At 73.1% G+C, this 21,046-nt stretch carries 21 protein-coding genes, 1 tRNA gene and 1 pseudogene; 8 read left to right on the forward strand and 15 right to left on the reverse strand.

Annotated elements, in window-relative coordinates; all coding sequences use genetic code 11:
• Positions 1-25 precede the first annotated feature (25 nt).
• Both serC and AOM04_RS03005 read left to right on the forward strand, forming a co-directional pair.
• Positions 26-1,150 carry a phosphoserine transaminase gene (gene serC, locus AOM04_RS03000; RefSeq protein WP_062461997.1) on the forward strand — a complete coding sequence of 375 codons (1,125 nt, stop codon included), beginning with the start codon at positions 26-28 and terminating at the stop codon, positions 1,148-1,150.
• Positions 1,147-1,968, forward strand: a complete 822-nt coding sequence (locus tag AOM04_RS03005) for a CAP domain-containing protein (RefSeq protein ID WP_082104312.1) — start codon at positions 1,147-1,149, stop codon at positions 1,966-1,968. Before serC ends, AOM04_RS03005 begins: the two co-directional genes overlap by 4 nt.
• Positions 1,969-1,981: 13 nt before the next feature.
• Here AOM04_RS03005 and AOM04_RS03010 read toward each other — a convergent pair whose 3' ends face one another.
• From AOM04_RS03010 to AOM04_RS03020, 3 genes are read right to left on the reverse strand one after another with little or no spacing between them, the layout of a single operon-like run.
• Positions 1,982-3,151 carry an MFS transporter gene (locus tag AOM04_RS03010; protein WP_156160575.1) on the reverse strand — a complete coding sequence of 390 codons (1,170 nt, stop codon included), beginning with the start codon at positions 3,149-3,151 and terminating at the stop codon, positions 1,982-1,984.
• A 31-nt stretch (positions 3,152-3,182) separates the two neighbouring features.
• Positions 3,183-4,085: a DUF3027 domain-containing protein gene (locus AOM04_RS03015; RefSeq protein ID WP_062462006.1), complete on the reverse strand. Its 903-nt coding sequence runs from the start codon at positions 4,083-4,085 to the stop codon at positions 3,183-3,185.
• Positions 4,085-4,465, reverse strand: a complete 381-nt coding sequence (locus AOM04_RS03020) for a cold-shock protein (RefSeq protein WP_062462009.1) — start codon at positions 4,463-4,465, stop codon at positions 4,085-4,087. Before AOM04_RS03020 ends, AOM04_RS03015 begins: the two co-directional genes overlap by 1 nt.
• Positions 4,466-4,680: 215 nt before the next feature.
• Here AOM04_RS03020 and AOM04_RS03025 point away from each other — a divergent pair, with 215 nt between their 5' ends.
• From AOM04_RS03025 to AOM04_RS03035, 3 genes are all read left to right on the forward strand, one after another.
• Positions 4,681-5,391, forward strand: coding sequence for an HD domain-containing protein (locus AOM04_RS03025; RefSeq protein WP_062462012.1), 711 nt, complete (start codon positions 4,681-4,683; stop codon positions 5,389-5,391).
• Positions 5,392-5,478: 87 nt separating this feature from the next.
• Positions 5,479-5,766: a WXG100 family type VII secretion target gene (locus AOM04_RS03030; RefSeq protein WP_062462015.1), complete on the forward strand. Its 288-nt coding sequence runs from the start codon at positions 5,479-5,481 to the stop codon at positions 5,764-5,766.
• A gap of 26 nt (positions 5,767-5,792) precedes the next feature.
• Positions 5,793-6,059, forward strand: coding sequence for a DUF4031 domain-containing protein (locus tag AOM04_RS03035; protein ID WP_062462018.1), 267 nt, complete (start codon positions 5,793-5,795; stop codon positions 6,057-6,059).
• Between the two features lie 427 nt (positions 6,060-6,486).
• Here the strand turns inward: AOM04_RS03035 and groL are convergent, their stop codons facing one another.
• From groL to AOM04_RS03050, 3 genes are all read right to left on the reverse strand, one after another.
• Positions 6,487-8,112, reverse strand: coding sequence for a chaperonin GroEL (gene groL, locus AOM04_RS03040; RefSeq protein WP_062462020.1), 1,626 nt, complete (start codon positions 8,110-8,112; stop codon positions 6,487-6,489).
• Positions 8,113-8,360: 248 nt separating this feature from the next.
• Positions 8,361-8,975, reverse strand: a complete 615-nt coding sequence (locus AOM04_RS03045) for a LytR C-terminal domain-containing protein (RefSeq protein ID WP_062462023.1) — start codon at positions 8,973-8,975, stop codon at positions 8,361-8,363.
• A gap of 22 nt (positions 8,976-8,997) precedes the next feature.
• Positions 8,998-9,276 carry a DUF3263 domain-containing protein gene (locus AOM04_RS03050; RefSeq protein WP_062462026.1) on the reverse strand — a complete coding sequence of 93 codons (279 nt, stop codon included), beginning with the start codon at positions 9,274-9,276 and terminating at the stop codon, positions 8,998-9,000.
• A 108-nt stretch (positions 9,277-9,384) separates the two neighbouring features.
• On the opposite strand from AOM04_RS03050, the gene AOM04_RS03055 reads away from it, so the two are divergent.
• Entirely contained in the window at positions 9,385-10,056 is a 672-nt protein-coding gene (locus AOM04_RS03055) for a uracil-DNA glycosylase (protein WP_062462028.1), read from the forward strand.
• Positions 10,057-10,076: 20 nt separating this feature from the next.
• Here AOM04_RS03055 and AOM04_RS03060 read toward each other — a convergent pair.
• The 4 genes from AOM04_RS03060 to AOM04_RS03075 form a co-directional block, all read right to left on the reverse strand.
• Positions 10,077-10,152, reverse strand: a tRNA-Thr gene (locus AOM04_RS03060).
• An 84-nt stretch (positions 10,153-10,236) separates the two neighbouring features.
• Positions 10,237-11,067: a DsbA family protein gene (locus tag AOM04_RS03065; RefSeq protein WP_062462031.1), complete on the reverse strand. Its 831-nt coding sequence runs from the start codon at positions 11,065-11,067 to the stop codon at positions 10,237-10,239.
• 55 nt (positions 11,068-11,122) lie between these two features.
• Complete coding sequence (locus tag AOM04_RS03070) at positions 11,123-11,632, reverse strand: MauE/DoxX family redox-associated membrane protein (RefSeq protein ID WP_082104314.1); 510 nt, start codon at positions 11,630-11,632, stop codon at positions 11,123-11,125.
• 107 nt (positions 11,633-11,739) lie between these two features.
• Positions 11,740-13,332, reverse strand: a complete 1,593-nt coding sequence (locus AOM04_RS03075) for a serine/threonine-protein kinase (protein WP_062462034.1) — start codon at positions 13,330-13,332, stop codon at positions 11,740-11,742.
• Positions 13,333-13,592: 260 nt separating this feature from the next.
• Between AOM04_RS03075 and AOM04_RS03080 the strand changes: the two genes are divergently transcribed.
• Both AOM04_RS03080 and AOM04_RS03085 read left to right on the forward strand, forming a co-directional pair.
• On the forward strand, positions 13,593-14,756 hold the full coding sequence (locus AOM04_RS03080) for an ABC transporter ATP-binding protein (RefSeq protein ID WP_062462037.1): 1,164 nt from the start codon (positions 13,593-13,595) through the stop codon (positions 14,754-14,756).
• A 223-nt stretch (positions 14,757-14,979) separates the two neighbouring features.
• Positions 14,980-16,191, forward strand: a pseudogene (locus AOM04_RS03085) (DUF4032 domain-containing protein); the annotation flags it as partial.
• A gap of 436 nt (positions 16,192-16,627) precedes the next feature.
• Here AOM04_RS03085 and rlmB read toward each other — a convergent pair.
• The 5 genes from rlmB to AOM04_RS03110 all read right to left on the reverse strand — a co-directional run bounded on the left by rlmB (position 16,628) and on the right by AOM04_RS03110 (position 21,046).
• Positions 16,628-17,593 carry a 23S rRNA (guanosine(2251)-2'-O)-methyltransferase RlmB gene (gene rlmB / locus AOM04_RS03090; protein WP_062462042.1) on the reverse strand — a complete coding sequence of 322 codons (966 nt, stop codon included), beginning with the start codon at positions 17,591-17,593 and terminating at the stop codon, positions 16,628-16,630.
• Positions 17,594-17,792: 199 nt separating this feature from the next.
• The gene (cysS, locus tag AOM04_RS03095; protein ID WP_062462045.1) at positions 17,793-19,217 is read right to left on the reverse strand and encodes a cysteine--tRNA ligase; all 1,425 of its coding nucleotides are present in this window, start codon (positions 19,215-19,217) and stop codon (positions 17,793-17,795) included.
• 199 nt (positions 19,218-19,416) lie between these two features.
• Positions 19,417-19,827, reverse strand: a complete 411-nt coding sequence (ispF, locus tag AOM04_RS03100; protein WP_267127737.1) for a 2-C-methyl-D-erythritol 2,4-cyclodiphosphate synthase — start codon at positions 19,825-19,827, stop codon at positions 19,417-19,419.
• A 56-nt stretch (positions 19,828-19,883) separates the two neighbouring features.
• The gene (gene ispD / locus AOM04_RS03105; RefSeq protein ID WP_156160576.1) at positions 19,884-20,567 is read right to left on the reverse strand and encodes a 2-C-methyl-D-erythritol 4-phosphate cytidylyltransferase; all 684 of its coding nucleotides are present in this window, start codon (positions 20,565-20,567) and stop codon (positions 19,884-19,886) included.
• On the reverse strand, positions 20,564-21,046 hold the full coding sequence (locus AOM04_RS03110) for a CarD family transcriptional regulator (protein ID WP_062462055.1): 483 nt from the start codon (positions 21,044-21,046) through the stop codon (positions 20,564-20,566). The genes ispD and AOM04_RS03110 overlap by 4 nt, the downstream gene beginning before the upstream one ends.

Here is a 21,046-nt window from a genome sequence, read left to right on the forward strand (position 1 = left end):
TCAGGACCGCCACTACAGTGAGGCCATGACCGACATCATCGCCATCCCGAGCGGTCTGCTGCCGCGCGACGGGCGCTTCGGATCCGGCCCCTCGAAGGTCAGCGACGCCCAGCTCCAGGCCCTCGTGGCCAGCCAGCCGCGGGTGCTCGGCACCTCGCACCGGCAGGCCCCCGTCAAGGACGTCGTGCGCGACATCCGGACCATGCTCGGGGAGCTCTACTCGATGCCCGAGGGCTACGAGGTGATCCTCGGCAACGGCGGCTCGACCATGTTCTGGGACGCCGCGGCGTTCTCCCTGGTCCGCGAGCGCGCCCAGCACAGCGCATTCGGCGAGTTCGGCTCGAAGTTCGCGAAGGCGACGGACCTCGCACCCCACCTCGGCGCATCGTCCCTCCGCACCGCCCCCGCGGGCGAGGCGGTCCTGCCCGAGGCCGAGGACGGCATCGACGTCTACGCGTGGCCCCACAACGAGACCTCGACGGGCGTGCGCGTGCCCGTGCTGCGCCCGGCCGGGATCGGCGACGCCCTCACCGTCGTCGACGCCACGTCGGCGGCGGGCGGCGTCCGCGTCGACATCGCGCAGGCGGACGTCTACTACTTCGCCCCCCAGAAGAGCTTCGCCTCGGACGGCGGCCTGTGGTTCGCGATCGTCTCCCCCGCCGCGATCGCGCGCATCGAGGAGATCGCGGCGAGCGGCCGGTGGATCCCCGAGTCGCTGTCCCTCAAGGTCGCGCTCGACAACTCGCGCCTCGAGCAGACGCTCAACACGCCCGCGGTCGCGACGCTCGTGATGATGCGCGCCCAGCTCGAGTGGATGCTCGCCGGCGGCGGCCTCGAGTTCGCGGCGGCCCGCTCGGAGCGGTCGTCGGGGATCCTCTACGACTGGGCGGGACGAACCGGATGGACTGAGACATTCGTCACAAACCCTGACCTGCGCTCGCCCGTGGTTGCGACCATCGATCTGCACCACTCCGTGGACTCGGCCGAGCTGCGCCGCCACCTGCGCGCTCAAGGGGTTGTCGATATCGACCCATACAGGAAGCTCGGCCGCAATCAGGTCCGCGTGGGTGTCTACCCCGCGGTGGATCCCGAGGACGTCGAGTCCCTGGTGCGGTGCATGGACTACCTCGTGGAGAGATTGCTGACATGACTGAAGAGCAGGATGTGCTGGAGCGCACCCGCCGACGTCGTCGTCACGCTCCGGCCATCCTGCTCGGTGGGCTGCCGGTCGTGATCGCGTCGACCGCCTTGGCGGGCGCCTACACCTTCGTCCCCGCCTCCGCCTCCTACGCGAACGGCGCCGTCGACGTGCCCGCGGTCACCGGCGAGCAGCCGACCGCCGCGCCGTCGATCACGGCCGCGGAGGACGCCTCGGACTCGTTCGAGGCGCACCCCGTCACCGTGAGGCCGGCCCCCCAGCCCAAGCCGACCCCCACCGCGACCGCCGCCGCGACGCAGGCCCCGGCCACCGCATCGTCCACCGCGACGCGGACCACCGCGCCCGCCGCGACGACGACCTCGACGCAGGCCGCCCCGGCCGCCGTCGACTTCCTCGCCTACTGCGCGCACCCGCAGGCGCCCTCCTCGACGTCGAGCGTGAGCGGCCTGCTGAGCGCCGTCAACGCCGAGCGGGCGAAGGCGGGCATCGCGCCGCTGAGCTGGTCCGGCTCGCTCGCCTCCGCCGCGGCCTCGTGGTCGCGGACCATGGCCGCGCAGGACTCCGCCACCTCCGCCCCGGCGGACGCGCTGGCGCACAACCCGAACCGCCCAGGCGCGGAGAACGTCGGCGTGATCTACCGCTCCACGGGCATGACGGAGGGCTCCGCGATGGGCAAGCTCCACGTCAACTGGGTGTACTCGGCGGGCCACTGCGGCAACCTCATGAACCCGGCGTACACGCAGATGGGCGCGGGCGCCGCGGTCACCGACGACGGCACCACCTGGTACGCCACGGAGGAGTTCCGCTGACGGTCGGGCAGCGTCAGTCGTCGCGGTGAAGGTGCGCGGGCGGCCTGCGGGGCACCCACGCCCAGAACCCGCCCGTGGTCGCGATGCCGATCCCGCCCACCGCGAAGTACCCGAGCGGCAGCGCGACAAGCGCGCCGAGCGACACGAGCGCGGGCCCCGCGAGCCCGCCGGCGTCCTGGAGGATCATCCAGATCCCCGTGAACACCGAGCGACCCCGCTCGGGAGCGACGTCCGCGCCGAGCGTCATGACGAGGCCCGACCCCCACCCGTTGCCGATGCCGAGCAGCAGCGCCGCCGCGGTCACCTGCGCGACGCCGTGCGTGAACGGCAGCGCGATGAAGCCCGCGGCGAGCAGCAGCGAGGACGGGATCGCGGTCCACAGGCGCCCGCGCCGGTCCATCGTGCGGCCGGCGGGATAGAAGAGGAGCATGTCGATCCCCGCCGAGATCGAGAACACGAGCGTCGCCACCTCCGGGCTGAGCCCCACGTGCGACGCCCACAGCGGGATCACCGCGATGCGCGCCTGACGCAGCGCGCCGGTCGCCACCACCGTGATGCCGAGAGTCGCGAGCAGGTGCCGGTGCTCGCGCGCGACCTCGCGCAGCGCGACCCGCTCGCGCGGGCGGACGATGCGCCGGTCGCCCCGCATGCCGACCACCGCGAGCACGGCCATCGCCACGAGCACGCATGCCGCGCCGAACCAATACGTGGCGGACAGGCCGAAGGCCGCGATGAGCGCGGCCCCCACCAGGGGGCCGATGAAGTTGCCGATGCGCCAGATCCCCGCGAGCGACGTCATCGACCGCGCGATGAACGCGGGCGGGATGACGCCCAGGATCTGGTCCTGACGGGCCACGTGGTACGACGCGTGACCCAGGCCGATGAGGATCGCGCCGGCCATGAACACGCCCAGGTCGGGCGCGGCGGCCGCCACGAGCGAGCCGGCGGCGAGGACGCCCAGCGCGATCAGGGCAGCGTGCGCGGAGCCCCGACGATGCGCGAGCGCGCCGCCCAGCGCCGAGCCGGGCAGGCGGCCCAGCTGGTACGCCGCGACGGCGAGCGAGCCGAACACCGCGCCGTGGCCCATGTGGACCACGCTGAGCGCGAGCTCGGGCAGCATCGCGCCGATGCCGATCTCGGCGATGAAGGTGGGCACGTAGGCGCGCGCCGCGAGCGCGCGCACCACGCGCCCCGAAGGAGCCGGGGCGGGCGCCTCAGTCAGCCTGAGGCTCCTCGCCCTCCTCCTGCTCGGGCATGGGCTCCTCGACGGCCGCCTCCGCGGCGACGGGCTCGGGCTTGACGGGCTCGGGCTCGACGGCCTCCGCGGCGGGCGCCTCCGCCTCGGGCTCGGACACCGGCTCCGGCTCGGGCTCCGGCGTGAGGTCGACGGGCACGGCGACCTCGTTCTCGAAGACCGGGTCGGCGTCGGGCCACTGCGTGGCGCCGCGCTCGACATCCGTCTCGGAGTGGGCGCCGCAGCCGTGGTCGACGCTGACGACGCGGCCGTCGTCGGGCGACCACTCGTTCGCGCACGCGCCGAAGCGCAGGCGCATCGAGCCGGTCAGCGGGATGAAGAACGCGCAGGTCGAGCACGGCGAGGTCGACGCGATCGCGGACGCGGCGGTCGGGCCGTGCGAGCCGCGGTACCAGCGGTCCGCGACGTCGACGCGGCCGTCCTGGCTGAGCACGCGGGCGCGGCCCAGGCCGAGCTCCCAGTTCGCGACGCGGTCCTCGTCCTCGTCGCCGGTGGCCTCGAAGCCCTGCACCAGCCGGGCGTCGCCGTGGATGTACGGCAGCACCATCGAGGGCTCGAGGTCGCCCGGGCGGACACGGTCGGCCCACGGCACCCACGCGGGGGCGAGCAGCGCATCGTCCGCGGGCACCAGGTGCGCCTCGCAGACGGTCGCCTGCTTCTGGCGGGGCGCGCGCGCGAGCGTGACGGACCAGACCCAGCCGCGGTAGCCGGGCATGGTGCACTGGAACAGGTGGGTGACGAGGCGGTCCTCGACGACCGTCGCGGAGAGGTGCTCGCCGACGACCGATGCGTCGTCGGCGGCCTCGACGGCGGCCTCGCGGGCGAGGTCGACGGCGGCGACCAGCACGGCGTCCTTGGCCATCAGGCGTCCAGCTGGTCCGCGACGGCCCGCAGCACGGCGGCCACCGGCTTGGCCTTGGCGGGCTCGGGGTAGCGGCCCTTGCGCAGCGTGGTGGAGACACCGTCGAGCATCTTGATGAGGTCCTCGACGATGACCGTCATCTGGTCGGCGGGCTTGCGCAGGTTCGCGGCGATGGACGGCGCGGGCTCGAGGACGGTGACGTTGAGCGCCGACGGGCCGCGGCGGCCGTCCGCGACGGAGTACTCGACCTTGGCGCCCGGCTTCACGGTGGTGCCGGCGGGCAGGGCCGAGGCGTGGAGGAAGACCTCCGAGCCGTCCTCGCTCGCGATGAATCCGAACCCCTTGTCGGAGTCGAACCACTTCACCTTTCCAGTGGGCACATCTACCTCGTTCGTCGTACGGGCGCCGCGCTTCGGTGCCCCGCACGATTCTAGCCGGACCCTGCGACGCTCGGCCCCGGCGCTCCGCTCGCCCCGTTCAGGACCCCGGGACGATGCGCGGGTCGGGCGCCGCGCGGGAAGGGGCTTTGCATCGGGTGCGGCGTTGTGGGCAGACTGGGCGTGTAGAGGGAAACCCGGAACCACTCGAGGTGACAATGCCCACGGCCACGACGCCCGCCTGGCTGCTCCCCGCGTACGTGCGCGAGGCGGTCGCGGTGGGTGCGAGCGCACCCGAGGAGCAGGTCTCCGAGGCCGGCGCCCGCCTGCTCGCGCGGTGGATGAACCCCGCGCGTCGCTTCCACGACGTCCGCCACCTCGTCGAGCTGCTCCAGCGCGTGGACGAGCTCCAGCAGGAGACGCGCCTGCCGCACTGCGTGCGGCTCGCGGCCTGGTATCACGGCGCGGTGTTCTCCTCGGACTCCGAGTCGGCGTACGCGAACCGCGGCGGCGAGGACGAGGACGCGAGCGCCGAGTACGCCCGCATGGAGCTGCGCGACCTGGGCGTGCCGGACCTCAAGATCGAGGCCGTCGCGGCGATGGTGAAGGGACTGTCCCGCCACGTCGCCACCCCGGACACCCCCGACGCCGCGGTGCTGTCGGACGCCGACCTCGCGATCCTCGCGTCCGACCCGCAGCGCTACAAGACGTACCTGCGCGACGTGCGCGAGGAGTACGCCGAGATCCCCGACGCGCGCTTCTACACGGCGCGGCGCGCGATCGTCGCGAAGCTGCTGGGCCGCGAGCGCCTCTACACGAGCCCGCTGGGCGCCACGTGGGAGTCGCAGGCGCGCCAGAACCTCACGGCCGAGCTCGCGCGGCTCGACAAGGCGATCGCGGCGATGTCCACGGCCGCCGACGCCGGCTGATCCCTCCACCGCTCGCGCGCGGGTCCTCGCGCACCGCGCCGCAGGGTTCCTAGCCTCGGGTCACCGAGCCCACCCGAGGAGGACACCATGGAGTACCACGTCGACGCGGCCGAGGTCTCGGCCGCCTCCGCCCGCGCCGCCCGGTCCGCGGACGCCATCCGCGGCGAGGTCGCGGCACTGATGTCGCAGCTCGTCGCGCTGGACGCCACGTGGCAGGGCTCCGCCGCCGCGGCGTTCGCGGACGTGCGCGAGCAGTGGCGCGGAGCGCAGGCGCACGTCGAGTCGGCGCTCGACGCGATCACGGGCGCCCTCGCACACGCCGCGCGCTCGTACGAGGAGGCCGAGGCGACGGCATCCCGGCTGTTCGCCCGGTAGAGGACGCGCGGCCCTACGCTCGGAGGGTGATCCTCCTCGACCCGCCGCTGTGGCCCAACCACGGGCGCATCTGGGGGCACCTCGTCTCGGACGCGTCGCTCGAGGAGCTGCACGCGTTCGCCGCGCGCGCCGGGATGCCGGAGCGCGCGTTCGACCGCGACCACTACGACTACCCGGCGGACATGCGCGACGCGCTCGTGGCCCTCGGCGCCGTCGAGGTGTCGACGCGCGAGCTGATCCGCCGCCTGCGCGGCTCGGGGCTGCGCGTCACGGCGGCGCAACGGCGTTCCTGAGCACCGCGTTCTCCCCCGGCCGCCTCCCCTGGCCTTCCTCCACACGGATTCTGCACTTGCGCGCGCCCTGGTCGGGCGATGCAACGGGAGTTGCATCGCTGAATCGCTTCATCGGGAGCGGTGTGTGGATAGAGGTCACACGCGGCCCGGGCGGAGGCGAACCGCGGGCGGACCCGTAGCGGGCGGACCCGCGCCGAGCGCACCCGCGCCGCGGGCAGAACTTTGAGAATCACCACCGACAACCGGCGGCGCTCCGGGGTGGAAGCTCAAAGTTGACGCAGCGGGCGCCGCGGGCCGGCCCGAGCCGCCACACCGCCACACCGCCACACCGCCAACCCACCCACGCATGCGGAAGGCCCCCGCCCCGGAACGGATCCGGAACGGGGGCCTTCGCGGTGAAGCGATCGGGCCCGGCGGCCCTCAGGGCTTAGAAGCCCATGCCGCCCATGTCGCCACCGCCGGCCGGCATGGCCGGCTCGGGCTCGGGCTTGTCGGCGACGACGGCCTCGGTGGTGAGGAACAGCGCCGCGATGGACGCCGCGTTCTGCAGCGCCGAGCGGGTGACCTTGACCGGGTCGTTGACGCCGGCGGCGAGGAGGTCCTCGTAGACGCCGGTCGCCGCGTTGAGGCCGTGGCCGGTCGGGAGACCCTTGACCTTCTCCACGACGACGCCGCCCTCGAGGCCGGCGTTGACGGCGATCTGGCGCAGCGGCGCGGTGATCGCGGCCTCGACGATGCGGGCACCGGTGGCCTCGTCACCCTCGAGCTCGAGCGAGCCGAACGCGGTGGTGCCGGCCTGGATGAGGGCCACGCCACCACCGGCGACGATGCCCTCCTCGACGGCGGCCTTCGCGTTGCGGACGGCGTCCTCGATGCGGTGCTTGCGCTCCTTGAGCTCGACCTCGGTGGCCGCGCCCGCCTTGATGACGGCGACGCCGCCGGCGAGCTTGGCGAGGCGCTCCTGGAGCTTCTCGCGGTCGTAGTCCGAGTCGGAGTTGTCGATCTCGGCGCGGATCTGGCGCACACGGCCCTCGAGCTGCTCCGGCGAGCCGGCGCCCTCGACGATCGTGGTCTCGTCCTTGGTCACGACGACCTTGCGCGCCTGGCCGAGGAGCTCGAGGCCCGCGTTGTCGAGCGAGAGGCCGACCGACTCCGAGATCACGGTGCCGCCGGTGAGGATCGCCATGTCCTGCAGCATCGCCTTGCGGCGGTCGCCGAAGCCGGGCGCCTTGACGGCGACGGCCTTGAAGGTGCCGCGGATCTTGTTCACGACGAGGGTCGCGAGGGCCTCGGACTCGACGTCCTCGGCGATGATCGCGAGCGGCTTGCCGGTCTGCATGACCTTCTCGAGCACCGGCACGAGGTCCTTGACCGAGTTGATCTTGGACTCGACGAGCAGCACGTAGGCGTCCTCGAGGACGGCCTCCTGGCGCTCCGGGTCGGTGACGAAGTAGGCCGAGAGGAAGCCCTTGTCGAAGCGCATGCCCTCGGTCAGCTCGAGCTCGAGGCCCAGAGCCGAGGACTCCTCGACGGTGATGACACCCTCCTTGCCGACCTTGTCCATCGCCTCGGCGATGAGCTCGCCGATCGCGGGGTCGCCGGCGGAGATGCCCGCGGTCGCGGCGATCTCGTCCTTGGTCTCGACCTCCTTGGCGGCGGCGAGCAGCTCGGCGGTGACGGCCTCGACGGCCTTCTCGATGCCCTTCTTGAGGGCGATCGGGTTGGCGCCGGCGGCGACGTTGCGCAGACCCTGCTGCACGAGCGCCTGGGCGAGCACGGTGGCGGTGGTGGTGCCGTCACCCGCGACGTCGTCGGTCTTCTTGGCGACCTCCTTGACGAGCTCCGCGCCGATCTTCTCGAAGGGCTCCTCGAGCTCGATCTCCTTGGCGATGGAGACGCCGTCGTTCGTGATGGTGGGGGCGCCCCACTTCTTCTCGAGCACGACGTTGCGACCCTTGGGTCCAAGAGTGACCTTGACGGCGTCGGCGAGGGCGTTCATGCCCCGCTCCATGCCGCGGCGGGCCTCCTCATCGAAGGCAATGATCTTTGCCATGGGGGTAGTACCTCTTCCGATGGATGTCGGTCCCCCACCGCCCGCGACGGACGATGCGCGGCCCGGCGTTCCTGTCACGCCGCACCGAGCACCTCGGCGGAGAACCCTAGGTCTCTTAGCACTCGGGCAGGCCGAGTGCTAACGCCGATTCTGGCACTCTCCCCCGCCGAGTGCAAACGGCTCGGAGGGTGTTCGCCGAGGGCGTGCCGCGCATCGTCCCGTGCGAGGCACGACGCGCGCGCGACGCGTCAGGGAGCGGTGACCAGCTGGACCTCGACGTCGACCGCCGTGGTCGGGGTGCCCTGCACCACGGTGTCGATGCCGAGCAGCGACGCGACCTCGTTGGCGGTGTCCGCCATGTCGTCGCTCGCGTACACGACCTGGTTGGCCGAGGGCAGCGAGCCGGTGAGGTTCGCGGCGGTCGGGGCCCCGAAGCCGGCGTCCGTGAGGATCTGCGCCTCCTGGGCGGCGAGGCCCTGGATGCCGGAGCCGTTGAGCACGGCGGTGGTCGCGTCGTAGTTGACCACCGGGGTGGGCGTGACGGACGGCTCGGGCGACGCGGTCTCGCTGGGCTCGGGGCTCGCCGAGGCGGACGGCGAGGCCGATGCGGAGGCGGACGCGCTCGGCTCCGCGCTCGTCGAGGCGCTCACGCTCGGGCTCGTCGAGGCCGACGGCTCGGGCGTCGCCTTGCCGGTGTTCCACAGGAGCTGCGCGGCCACGAACGCGAGGAGGCCGGCGACCACGAACACGACGACCGGGATCAGCGCGATCTTCCACCACGGCCGCGGCGCGCGGTGCACGCCGACGGGGCCGCCCTTGCCGGCGATCTGGTCGAACTCGTCCTGCGGATACTCGGTCGTCACGGGCACACCCTACCTTCGGAGCTCACGCTTCCCCATCGAACGAGGATCGGCCGCGACGACGCGTCGCCCTCATCCGGCGCAGGCGCTGGACCAGCATCGGGTCGTGCGCGAGCGCGGCCGGGGAGTCGATGAGCGAGTTGAGGACCTGGTAGTACTGCGTGGCGGTGAGGCCGAAGTCCTCGCGGATGGCGTCCTCCTTGGGACCCGCGAAGCGCCACCAGCGCCGCTCGAAGGCGAGGATCGCGACGGAACGCTCGTCGAGCGCGGCGTCGTCGGCCACGCGGGCTGCGGTCGCGTCCATCGGTCCTCCTCTCGGTGGATCCACGGTACCCGCGCGCGGCGCACCCCCCGGACAGGCGCGCGGCCACGCCCGGGCGGCCGGCGCATCGTCCCTCGCTAGGGTGGCGCCGTGGACGATGCATGGCGCACCCGGGTGGCCCCCGACTGGGCCGCGACGCTCGCGTCGGCGGGACCGACCCTCGACTCGCTCGCGGCCTTCCTGCGCGCGGAGACCCGGTCCGGCCGCGGCTACCTGCCCGCGCCCGAGGCGGTGCTGCGCGCCTTCACGCTGCCGCTCGCTGAGGTGCGCGTGCTGCTCGTGGGCCAGGACCCGTACCCCACGCCGGGCGACCCGGTGGGGCTGAGCTTCTCCGTGCCGCCGGGCCACCCGATGCCGCGCTCGCTGGTCAACATCGCGCGCGAGCTGCGCGAGGACACGGGCGAGGTGCTCGCCTCGGGCGACCTCCTGCACTGGCACGCGCAGGGCGTCATGCTGCTCAACCGCGTGCTCACGGTCACCCCGGGCGAGGCGGGCTCGCACCGGCGGCGCGGCTGGGAGGACGTGACGCGGCTCGCGATCGAGGCGCTCGCCGCGCGCGGCGGGCCGCTCGTGGCGCTGCTGTGGGGCCGCGACGCGCAGGCGCTCGCGCCGCTGCTGGGCGACGTGCCGGTGGTCGCGAGCGCGCATCCGTCGCCGCTGAGCGCGTCGCGCGGGTTCCTCGGCTCGCGGCCGTTCTCGCGGGTGAACGCGCTGCTCGCGGAGCAGGGCGCCGAGCCGATCCGCTGGGGCACGCCCGCCTGATCCCACGGGGACCCGCGAGTTGGAGCTGGCAGCGGGACTCGAACCCGCAACCTTCGCTTTACAAGAGCGCTGCGCTACCGATTGCGCCATGCCAGCCTGGGGCCGCCAGGATACCGGCCCCGGATGCGCGAGCGCCGCACCCTCCCGGACGGGACGATGCGGCGCTCGACGCGGCGGGGCCTACTTCTTCAGGCCCTCGATGTAGGACTTGAGGGCGCCGGCCTGGCTCCAGTCGACCTTCGGCGACGAGGAGTCGCTCTGGTTGTTGATGATGACGCCGTCCGCGAACTTGCCGGTCGCGGAGATGCGGATGGTCGGCGTGCCCTGCATGCCGTCCTGCGAGGCCTGGTCGGTCGCGGCGGTCGCCCACTTCTTCATGTCGGAGCTGTCAAGCTTGCCCGCGACGTCCGTGGGGACGCCCGCGTCGATCGCGATCTGCTTGATCTGGTCGTCGGACAGGCCGTCGGAGTTCTCCGCGGGCTGGTTCGCGAACATGTCCTTGACGAAGTCGTGGAACGCCGCGGGCGCGTCGTTCGCGACCACGCCGGCCGCGCCGGCGGAGCGGGTCGAGAAGTTCGTGCCGTTGGACGCGCGGTCGAGGATCGAGATCGGGTGGTAGTACAACGCGATCTCGCCGGACTCGCGCATCGTGTCGAGGTCGTCGGCATTGATCTGCTCGAACTGGTTGCAGATCGGGCACATGAAGTCGAAGTAGATGTCGACGCGGGTCGCGTCGGTCGGGACGTCCTCGCCCACCACGCCGCCCGAGCCGACCGGGATGCCGCCGGTCGCGTCGGCCGCGGCGGGGGCCGTCGCGCCGTCCGCGCCGAGCGGCTGCACCTTGCTCTGGTTGACGATGAAGAAGATGAGGCCCGCGAACAGCGCGAGGCCCACCACGGACCCCGCGATGATCATCACGGTGGTGCGACGCTCCTTGGCACGCACCTCCGCCTGGGCCTTCGCCTTCGCGGCCGCGCGCGCGTCGCCGCCCTTGTTGGTCTTGCTCGACATCGATTCTCCAGGTGTCGGTGATCCGGGGGTGTAAGGGAAATCTAGACGATGCGGCTCAGGCGGCCCGCATCCACTCGTCGACGGAGAAGCGCGAGCGCGGCCAGATGAGCAGGTACGTGCCGAGCGCGACGAATCCCGCGCGCTCGAGCATGTGCAGCGGATAGTTGGTGGTGCCCTCGGCCACGTCGCCGCCACCGCCGAAGCAGCCGCAGTCGATCGAGTAGCCCTTGGCCCACGCCCACGCGACGCCGAACACGAAGCCGGCCATCATGATCAGCCACACGATCGAGGACAGGCGCGTGAACAGGCCCAGCAGCAGGAACACCGCGAGCAGCAGCTCGAAGAACGGCAGCAGCGTGCCGAACAGCGGCACGATCGCCTCGGGCAGGATCCGGTAGGCGCGCACCGCGATGATCGACTGGGGGATGTCCATCATCTTCGGGATCGCCGCGGCGATGAGGATGCCCGCCATCGACAGGCGCACCACCAGGCTCAGCCACGGCTGCAGCGTGCCCCAGCGCCCGACCGGGGCCTCGTTCTCGACCTCGACCGCGTCAGTGCTCATCGTCTCGCTCCTCAGTCTCGCGCACGCTCACCGTACTGCCGGCGCGCGTCGCCGTCTGCCCGCCCAACGTCCCGGTCAACGCGGGTGTTCCTGGCACCTTGCCCGGGTCACGAGGTCGACAGCGGCGCATCGCGCAACGGCCACCACCACGGCTCCACCCCGACCCACAGGGCGATGGCGGACACCAGCACCGCCGTGACGGCCACGAGGATCCACGCGGCGCGCAACCCTCCCGTGGGCGACACGGCGGCCGCCATGCGGTGCGCGCCCTCGCGGGTGCCTGCCATGTACGGCCCGAAGGCCAGGGCGAGCTCGGCGACGAGCATGCCCGCGGCGACCGCGAGCGCCTCCTCCAGGTAGGAGGAGGCGAAGTCGACCACCCCGGCGCCGATGAGCTGCCACAGCGCGAGCGTCGCGCCCGCGCCGAGCGCCGCCGCGAGCAGGATCGCGGGCACGGACTCCCCCGCCGCTCGCAGCACGTGCCACGGCAGGCCGATGGTCTGCACCACCGTGTCGGAGGTGCGCCGGCGGCCGCGCCGCGCCACCGCCGCGTCGAGCGCGACGGCGCGCCGGTACACGCCGCGGGCGAGGACCGCGAGCGCGACCACGGCGAGGAACACGAGCAGGGGCGCGAGCGGCGCCGCGACCACGGCGACCAGCCCGGCGAGGGCGAGCAGCACCCGCCGGCGGGGCGCGGCGGGCGCGGCCTCCGGCTCGTGCTCCTCCCAGCCCTCCCCCGCATCGTCGAGGGCGTCGTCCCACGCGACCGCCGCATCGTCCTCATGGCCGGCGACCTCCTGGCGCCCGCTCGGCAGGACCGCGGTGGCGTCCGGGTCCTCCCACACGGCATCCATCACGACGGTGGGGGGTGCCGCGATGGGCGCGACCGCGGTGGGCGGCAGGGCCGGCATGACGGCGGTCGCGCCGCTGAGCGCGGCGACCACGTCGCGCATCCCGGGGCGCGCCGCGACGTCGCGGCCGAGCGCGGCACGCACCGCCTGGGCGCCGGGCACGTCGGGCAGCGACACGTCCGCCTCGAGCGTGCGGCTGATCGCGCCCGTGCCCGAGCCGAACGGCCCGCGGCCCGTCATCGCGAACGCGACGGTCGCGGCCCAGGACCAGCGGTCGGCCTGGACGCCCGGCTCGGCGCCGTCGATCACCTCGGGCGCGACGTATCCGGGCGTGCCGCTCACCAGCCCCTCGCGCGTGAGCCGCGTGTCCTCGGTCCGATGCGCGAGGCCGAAGTCGATGAGGACGGGCCCGCCGGGGCCCATCATGATGTTCGACGGCGTGACGTCGCGGTGGACCACGCCGGCCGCGTGGACCGCCTCGAGCGCGGACGCGGTGCGCTCCGCGAAGGCCGCGAGGTCGCCGCCCTCGAGAGCGCCGTGGTGGTGGACGTGGTCGAACAGGGTCTCGCCGGCCACGAGCTCGAACACCACGAACGTCTCGTCGTCGTCGAGCTCCGCGTCGAGGATGTGCGGCACCGCGGGGTGGCGCAGCGCCTGCAGCGCGCGCACCTCCCTCTCCAGGCGGGCCGCCGCGACGTGGTCCTGGCGAGCGTCGACGAGCTTGAGGGCGGCCTCGTGGCCGCCCTCGTCCGCGACCCGGTAGACCGACCCGGAGCCGCCGGACCCGAGCCGTCCGAGCACGCGGTAGCCACCGACGATGTCGCCCACCTCGCGCTGAAGCCCGGCCATGCCCTCAACCTACCGGCCCGGTTCGCAATGACAGATGTGACGGCTGGGGCGCATGAGGTCGCCCCAGCCTTCACACCCGATCACTCCCGTCACATCTGTCATTGGAAATCGGCGCAGGGAGGGGGTCCCAGGTCCCGGACGAGGTGTGAGAGTATGGCCGGGCCGGGCACCTGCCCGGCGTGTCAGTGTGGACACACACAACGGCATTTCTTCACTACGGATCGTCCGGCACGTACCTGCCGGTGAAGGGAAACACGGCCATGGCCACCGTTACCTATGACAAGGCGTCGCGGATCTACCCCGGCACCGAGCGTCCCGCCGTGGACGCGCTCGACCTCGAGATCGCCGACGGCGAGTTCCTTGTTCTCGTCGGCCCGTCGGGCTGCGGAAAGTCCACGTCGCTGCGCATGCTCGCCGGCCTCGAGGACGTCGACAAGGGCGCCATCTACGTGGGCGACCGTGACGTCACGCACGTCCAGCCCAAGGACCGCGACATCGCGATGGTGTTCCAGTCCTACGCGCTCTACCCGCACATGACCGTCGCGGACAACATGGGCTTCGCGCTCAAGATCGCCAAGGTCGACAAGGCCACGATCCGCGAGCGCGTCGAGGCCGCCGCGAAGATCCTGGACCTCACCGAGTACCTCGACCGCAAGCCGAAGGCCCTCTCGGGTGGTCAGCGTCAGCGCGTCGCCATGGGTCGCGCGATCGTCCGCCAGCCGCAGGTGTTCCTCATGGACGAGCCGCTGTCGAACCTCGACGCCAAGCTCCGCGTCCAGACCCGCACCCAGATCGCCGCCCTCCAGCGCCGCCTGGGCACCACCACCGTCTACGTGACGCACGACCAGGTCGAGGCCCTCACCATGGGTGACCGCATCGCGGTCCTCAAGGACGGCGTCCTCCAGCAGGTCGGCACCCCGCGCGAGATGTACGACACCCCGGCGAACGTCTTCGTCGCCGGCTTCATCGGCTCGCCCGCGATGAACCTCTCGACGTTCCACGTCCAGGACGGCCACGCGCTGGTCGGCCCGGCCAAGGTCCAGCTCGAGCGCGACACGATCGCCAACATGTCGGACGCCGACCAGGGCAACGTCGTGCTCGGCTTCCGTCCCGAGTCGCTCGACCGCGTGTCCCCGAACACCGAGGGCGCCATCCCGGTCGAGGTCAACGTCGTCGAGGAGCTCGGCTCCGACGCGTTCGTGTACGGCCAGCTCCCGGCGCCGCTCGCGGTCCAGGGCGGCGACGACATCGTCACCGGCGGCGGCCAGGTCATCGTCCGCGTCGACCCCCGCGACGTCCCCGGCAAGGGCGACACCGTGTGGGTCACCATCCGCCCGGGCGAGCAGCACGTCTTCTCGTCGGCCACGCAGCAGCGCATCTCGACCCACGCGGTCGTGACGGCGGCCTCGAAGGGCCTCGCCTAAGCATCATCCGAGAGGGCGGTCCCGGTTCGCGCCGAGGCCGCCCTCTCGGCATGTCCGGGGACGATGCGCGGGCCGCCCGGACGCGGTTCGCTCAGCACGGTTCGGCGCGCGACACACGGGCTGAACCCGCGCATCGTCCCGTGGCACGCGGCGTGTCGCCGCCTGGACCGTGCGCAGCAAAGCCCGCGCGGGCGTCCCGGCGCGGCGTCGTTACGCTGGACCCATGCCGCACATCACCGGGGCCGCCGATCCTGCACTGATGGAGCTCCCGTGGGAGATCCCGCTGTCCGCCTGGCCGGAGGACCGCATCGCCGCGCTGCCGCGGGGCCTGTCGCGTCACGTCGTGCGCTTCGTGCGGCACGGCGCGAACGTGCTCGCGGTCAAGGAGACCAACCGCGAGATCGCGTACCGCGAGTTCCAGATGCTGCGCGAGCTCGAGCGCATGGAGGCGCCTTGCGTGCACGCCGTCGCTGTGGTGACGCAGCGGCGCACGCCCACGGGCGAGGAGCTGTCGGCGGCGCTCGTGACCGAGCACCTCGCGTTCTCCCTGCCGTACCGCGCGCTGTTCTCGACGGCGCTGCGCAAGGGCACGCTCAACCGGCTCATCGACGCCCTGTCGGTGCTGCTGGTGCGCCTGCACCTCAACGGCTTCTACTGGGGCGACGTGTCGCTCTCGAACGCGCTGTTCCGCCGCGACGCGTCGGAGTTCTCCGCCTACCTGGTGGACGCGGAGACCGGCGACCTGCACGACGCGCTGACCGACGGGCAGCGCAGCTACGACCTCGAGATCGCGACCACCAACATCATCGGCGAGATCCTCGACCTGCAGGCCAACGAGGACCTCGACGAGGGCATCGACCCGTTCAAGATCGGCGAGCGCCTCGAGTCGAAGTACGCGAAGCTGTGGGCCGCGCTGACGGAGACGGAGACGTTCGACAAGAACGTGCCGTTCCGCGTCGCCGAGCGCGTGCGCGCCCTCAACGACATGGGCTTCGACGTCGGCGAGCTCGACATGCTCTCCACCCCCGACGGCCAGGGCCTGCGGATCCGCCCGAAGGTGGTGGATGCGGGCTTCCACTCGCGCCGCCTCATGCGCCTCACGGGCCTCGACGTCCAGGAGAACCAGGCGCGCCGCCTGCTCAACGACCTCGACGAGTTCCGCGCCGTGCGCGCCGGCCACTACGACGACGAGGCCTTCGCCGCCCACGAGTGGCTCACCACCATCTTCGAGCCGACGGTGCGTGCCGTGCCGCGCGAGCTGCGCGGCAAGCTCGAGCCCGCCCAGGTGTTCCACGAGGTCCTGGACCACCGCTGGTACCTGGCCGAGTCCGCGGGCAAGGACGTGCCGATGCCGGTCGCGACCGCGTCCTACGTCAAGAACGTGCTGCCGCTGCGCCCCGACGAGCGCGCGGTGCTGGGCCGCTCCCTCGCGGAGATGACCGCGGAGCTGCCCGCGCTCACGGACGAGGTGGGTACCGAGTTCGTGCCGCGCGACCCGTTCGAGAACGACAACACGTACGCCTGGGGCGAGGTGCCGGTGCCCGACCCGGCCGACGCGCCGCCGCCCACCGTGCGCCGCCAGTCCACCCGCGTTCCCGCGCCCGAGCGCTCGCCGCTGTCGGGCGAGCTCGCGGAGCGCGACCGGCGGGCGTCCGACGCGGCCGACGCCGAGGCCGGCGAGCAGGAGGCCGCGGAGGAGTCGGGCTTCTGACCCGAGCGGCGCTGCGCCGATTCGCTCAGCACGGTCCGGGCCGCGACACGCCGGGCCGACCGGCGCATCGTGCCCCGCTGCCCGGCATGTCGGATCGACAACCGTGCTGAGCGAAACCGCGCTCAGCGAAACCGCGCTCAGCGAAACCGCGCGAAGCCCGTCAGGCCCGTGCGGCCGCCTTCGACGCCTCGTACAGCGCGATCGACGCCGCGACGGAGGCGTTGAGGCTCTCCGTGGTGGCCGCGATCGGGATGGACGCGACCTGGTCGCAGGTCTCGCGCACCAGGCGGGACAGGCCCTGGCCCTCCGCGCCGACCACGATGACGAGCGGGCCGTCGAGCAGGTTCGACTCGTGCAGGTCCACGTCGCCGTCGCCGGCGAGGCCGAGCACGAAGAGCCCCTGCTTCTTGTACTCCTCGAGCGTGCGGACCATGTTGACCGCGCGCGCGACGGGCAGGCGCGACGCGGCGCCCGCGGACACCTTCCACGCGGCGACGGTCATGCCGGCCGCGCGGCGCTCGGGGATGAGGACGCCGGACGCGCCGAACGCGGCCGCGGAGCGCACGATGGCGCCGAGGTTGCGGGGGTCCTGGATGCCGTCGAGCGCGATGATGCGCACCGGCGACGGCGCCTCGAGGAGGTCCTCGGGGTGCGCGTACTCGTATGGCGGCACCTCGAGCGCGACGCCCTGGTGGGGCGAGCCGTCGGCGAGCGCGTCGAGCGTCGCCTTGGTCACCTCGCGGACGGTCACGCCGTGCTCGACGGCGAGGGAGACGATCTCGGTGACGCGGTCGTCCGCGTCGATGCGGTTGAACACGCTGAGCATGGTGGCCGCCATGCCCTCGCGCAGCGCCTCGAGGACGCTGTTGCGGCCGACCACCAGGTCGACGGCGCGCGAGGTGCGGTCCCGCGGGGTGGACCTGCCGGCGCGCTGGGGCTGCTTCGCGGCCTCCTTCTCGGCGCGCGCCTTCGCCTTGTGAGCCTTGTGGTACGGCCGGTCCTCGGCCTTCGGAGTGGGGCCCTTGCCCTCGAGCGCCTTGCGACCGTGGCCGCCGGTGCCGACCTTCGCACCCTTCTTGGAGCCCGCGTTACGGGTCGCGCCGCGGCGCTGAGAGTTACCTGCCATGCCTACAAGGGTAAACGGCGCGCGGTGTCCCCCGCGTCTCGAGGGCCCCGCGGCTCGTCCCTGACCTCCCTCCACACGCCCACCCGCGTGTGACCGTCACCACGCTGCACTTTCCCGCGCATCGGCCGAGTGGAGCCGTCACAGGTGCAGATGGCGTGTGGAAAGCGGTCGGCGGAGGCGGAGGCGGCGGCGCGGCGGGCTACCCCTCGGCGGCCAGGGACCACTTGGCGCCGTCGGCCGCGTCCGCGATGACGATGCCCGCGTCGGCGAGGCGGTCGCGGATCGCGTCCGCGGTGCCCCAGTCCCTGGCGGCGCGCGCGGCGGCGCGGGCGTCGATGTCGGCCCGCACCAGCGAGTCGAGCGCGCGCATCGCGGCGTCGGACGAGCCTGCCCTCTCGCCTGCCCACTCGGGCGCGGCGGGGTCGAGGCCCAGGACGTCGAGCATCGCCCGAGCGGACAGCAGCGCGGCGGCGACCGCCGCATCGTCCCCCGCGGTGAGCGCGGCGTTGCCGGCGCGCACGGTCTCGTGGATGACGGCGAGCGCGCGCGGCACGCCCAGGTCGTCGTCCATCGCGTCGACGAACGCCTCGGGCAGCTCGGCGGCGGCGACGGCCGCCGACGACACCGCGCCCACCCGCTCCGAGGCGCGCGCGACGAAGCCCGTGAAGCGGCCCCACTGCGCGGTCGCCTCGTCGAGCGTGGAGGCGGAGTACTCGAGCATCGAGCGGTAGTGGACGGCCGCGAGCGCGAGGCGCAGCGCGGCGGGCTCGTGGGCCTCGAGGACCTCGGACACCAGCAGGCCGTTGCCCAGCGACTTCGACATCTTCGCGCCCGACTGGGTCACCCACGCGGAGTGCATCCACAGGTGCGCGAAGCCGTAGCCGGCGGCGCGGGACTGGGCCTGCTCGTTCTCGTGGTGCGGGAAGCGCAGGTCGAGGCCGCCGCCGTGGATGTCGAACTCCTCGCCCAGGTAGCGGTGCGCCATCGCCGAGCACTCGATGTGCCAGCCCGGGCGGCCCGGTCCCCAGGGGGAGTCCCACGAGGCGGTCTCGGGCTCGTCGTCCTTGCGGGCCTTCCAGAGCGCGAAGTCGTGCGGGTCGCGCTTGTCCTCGACGGGCGAGTCCTGCGCGGGCGACAGGTCGTCGAGCGCCTGGCGCGTGAGCGAGCCGTAGCCGTCGAAGGAGCGCACGTCGAAGTACACCGAGCCGGCCTGCTCGTAGGCGTGGCCGTTGTCGATGAGGCGCGCGATGATCGCGAGGATCTCGGGGATGTGGCCGGTCGCGCGCGGCTCGGCGGCCGGGGGCTTCACGCCGACCGCGGCGTACGCCGCCTGGAACTCGCGCTCGAAGCGCAGCGCCCAGGCCCACCACTCGACGCCGGCCTCGGCGGCCTTCCAGAGGGTCTTGTCGTCGATGTCGGTGACGTTGCGGACCAGGGTGACCCGGTAGCCCGTGCGCTCGAGCCAGCGCTGCAGCACGTCGAACGCGACGGCGCTGCGCAGGTGGCCCACGTGGGGGGAGCTCTGGACGGTGGGTCCGCACAGGTAGATGCCCACCTTGCCCGGGTTCATGGGCGCGAACTCGCGCTCCTCGCGGGTGGCGGTGTCGAACAGGCGGAGGGTCACGCGCCCAGGCTACCGGTCGCCACGTCCCAGCACCCCTCGCGCGGCTCGGGACGGTGAGTCCTCAAGAATCGCGTCCTGGAAAGGTCCGGGGACGCTCAGTCCTTCGAGCACGCGCGACCCCCGACCGCGCAGGAGGACTGAGCGTCCCGAAATGCGTGCGGCGACCGATTCTTGAGGACTGAGCGTCCCGACGCGGAGGTCAGGCGACCGCGATGAGCGCCGTCGCGATCGCGGCGATGCCCTCGCCGCGGCCGGTGAGCCCCAGCCCGTCCGTGGTGGTGCCCGCGACCGTGACGGGCGCGCCGCACGCGGCCGACAGCGCGGCCTCCGCCTCGGCGCGCCGCGGCGCGAGCTTGGGACGGTTGCCGATCACCTGGACCGCGACGTTGCCGATCTCGAACCCGGCGGCCCGCACCAGCCGCGCGCTCTCCGCGAGCAGCGCGGTGCCGGCCGCGCCGGCCCACTCGGGGCGCGAGGTGCCGAAGTTGGATCCGAGGTCCCCCAGCCCCGCCGCGGACAGCAGCGCGTCGCACGCGGCGTGCGCGGCGACGTCGGCGTCGGAGTGCCCCTCGAGGCCCCGCTCGCCCGGCCACTCGAGCCCGGCGACCATGAGCGGCCGGTCGCCGCCGAACGCGTGGACGTCCACGCCGATCCCGGTGCGGATGTTCACATGGCCTCCTCGAGAGCGGACGCGGCCGCGAGGTGCTCGGCGAGCGCGAGGTCGCCCGCGTGGGTGATCTTGACGCCGGCCTCGTGGCCCTCGGTCGCGACGACGCGGTAGCCGAGCGCGCGCGCCAGCGACGCGTCGTCCGTCGCCTCGGACCCGCCGCGCGCGTGCGCGTCGAGCAGGACGGACGCGCGGAACGCCTGCGGCGTCTGGACGATGCGGAATCCGGCGCGGTCGACCGGCTCGCCGAGCGCGCCGTCGGGTCCGGGCGCGGTGACGAGCGTGTCGACCACCGGCACCACGGGGATGGCGCCGTCCGCGCCGGCCTCGATCGCCGCGGCGACCGCGCGCATGGTGGGCACGGGCTGGAAGGCGCGCGCCGCATCGTGCACCAGGACGATGTCCTCGGGCGCGAGCGCGAGCGCCGCGAGCCCCGCGTTGACCGAGGCCTGCCGCGTGTCAGCGCCGGGCACGATGCGGGCGTCGAGCCCCGCGAGGGCGCGTGCGAACTCCTCGAGATGGGTCGGCGGCGCCGTCACCACCACGGAGGCGGCGACGCGCGCGATGCGGCGCACGGCATGCACGACGAGCGGTTCGCCCGCCACGACGACGAGCGCCTTGGGAAGGGAGGACCCGAGCCGGGTCCCGTAGCCCGCGGCCGTGACGACGGCCGCGACGGTCACGAGGCGAGGACCTCGTCGAGACGGGTCTCGGCGGCGGCCTCGTCGCACTTCTCGGCGAGCGCGAGCTCCGAGACGAGGATCTGGCGCGCCTTGTGGAGCATGCGCTTCTCGCCGGCGGACAGGCCCTTGTCGGTGTCGCGGCGGGACAGGTCGCGGACGACCTCGGCCACGCGGATCACGTCGCCGGAGGCGAGCTTCTCGACGTTGGCCTTGTAGCGGCGCGACCAGTTGGTCGGCTCCTCGATGTAGGGCTCGCGCAGCACGCCGAACACCTTCTCGAGGCCGGCCTGGTCGACGACGTCGCGGACGCCCACCAGGTCGACGTTCTCCGCCGGGACCTCGATGGTCAGGTCACCCTGCGCCACCTTGAGCTTGAGGTAGATCTTCTCCTCGCCCCTGATGATGCGCTTCTTGATGTCCTGGATCTGGGCCGCCCCATGGTGGGGGTAGACGACGGTCTCGCCAACGACGAAGTTCAT

Origin of the sequence: Demequina soli, assembly GCF_000971195.1 — a bacterium.
Lineage (GTDB): Bacteria > Actinomycetota > Actinomycetes > Actinomycetales > Demequinaceae > Demequina > Demequina soli.

What these genes read in the sequence shown, in the direction of transcription:
- serC (WP_062461997.1), top strand. Translation starts at nt 26, where the DNA reads ATGACCGACATCATCGCCATCCCGAGCGGTCTGCTGCCGCGCGACGGG.
- AOM04_RS03005 (WP_082104312.1), top strand. Translation starts at nt 1,147, where the DNA reads ATGACTGAAGAGCAGGATGTGCTGGAGCGCACCCGCCGACGTCGTCGT.
- AOM04_RS03015 (WP_062462006.1), bottom strand. Translation starts at nt 4,085, where the DNA reads ATGGCCAAGGACGCCGTGCTGGTCGCCGCCGTCGACCTCGCCCGCGAG.
- AOM04_RS03025 (WP_062462012.1), top strand. Translation starts at nt 4,681, where the DNA reads ATGCCCACGGCCACGACGCCCGCCTGGCTGCTCCCCGCGTACGTGCGC.
- AOM04_RS03030 (WP_062462015.1), top strand. Translation starts at nt 5,479, where the DNA reads ATGGAGTACCACGTCGACGCGGCCGAGGTCTCGGCCGCCTCCGCCCGC.
- groL (WP_062462020.1), bottom strand. Translation starts at nt 8,112, where the DNA reads ATGGCAAAGATCATTGCCTTCGATGAGGAGGCCCGCCGCGGCATGGAG.
- AOM04_RS03050 (WP_062462026.1), bottom strand. Translation starts at nt 9,276, where the DNA reads ATGGACGCGACCGCAGCCCGCGTGGCCGACGACGCCGCGCTCGACGAG.
- AOM04_RS03065 (WP_062462031.1), bottom strand. Translation starts at nt 11,067, where the DNA reads ATGTCGAGCAAGACCAACAAGGGCGGCGACGCGCGCGCGGCCGCGAAG.
- AOM04_RS03070 (WP_082104314.1), bottom strand. Translation starts at nt 11,632, where the DNA reads ATGAGCACTGACGCGGTCGAGGTCGAGAACGAGGCCCCGGTCGGGCGC.
- AOM04_RS03075 (WP_062462034.1), bottom strand. Translation starts at nt 13,332, where the DNA reads ATGGCCGGGCTTCAGCGCGAGGTGGGCGACATCGTCGGTGGCTACCGC.
- AOM04_RS03080 (WP_062462037.1), top strand. Translation starts at nt 13,593, where the DNA reads ATGGCCACCGTTACCTATGACAAGGCGTCGCGGATCTACCCCGGCACC.
- rlmB (WP_062462042.1), bottom strand. Translation starts at nt 17,593, where the DNA reads ATGGCAGGTAACTCTCAGCGCCGCGGCGCGACCCGTAACGCGGGCTCC.
- ispF (WP_267127737.1), bottom strand. Translation starts at nt 19,827, where the DNA reads ATGGTCGCCGGGCTCGAGTGGCCGGGCGAGCGGGGCCTCGAGGGGCAC.
- AOM04_RS03110 (WP_062462055.1), bottom strand. Translation starts at nt 21,046, where the DNA reads ATGAACTTCGTCGTTGGCGAGACCGTCGTCTACCCCCACCATGGGGCG.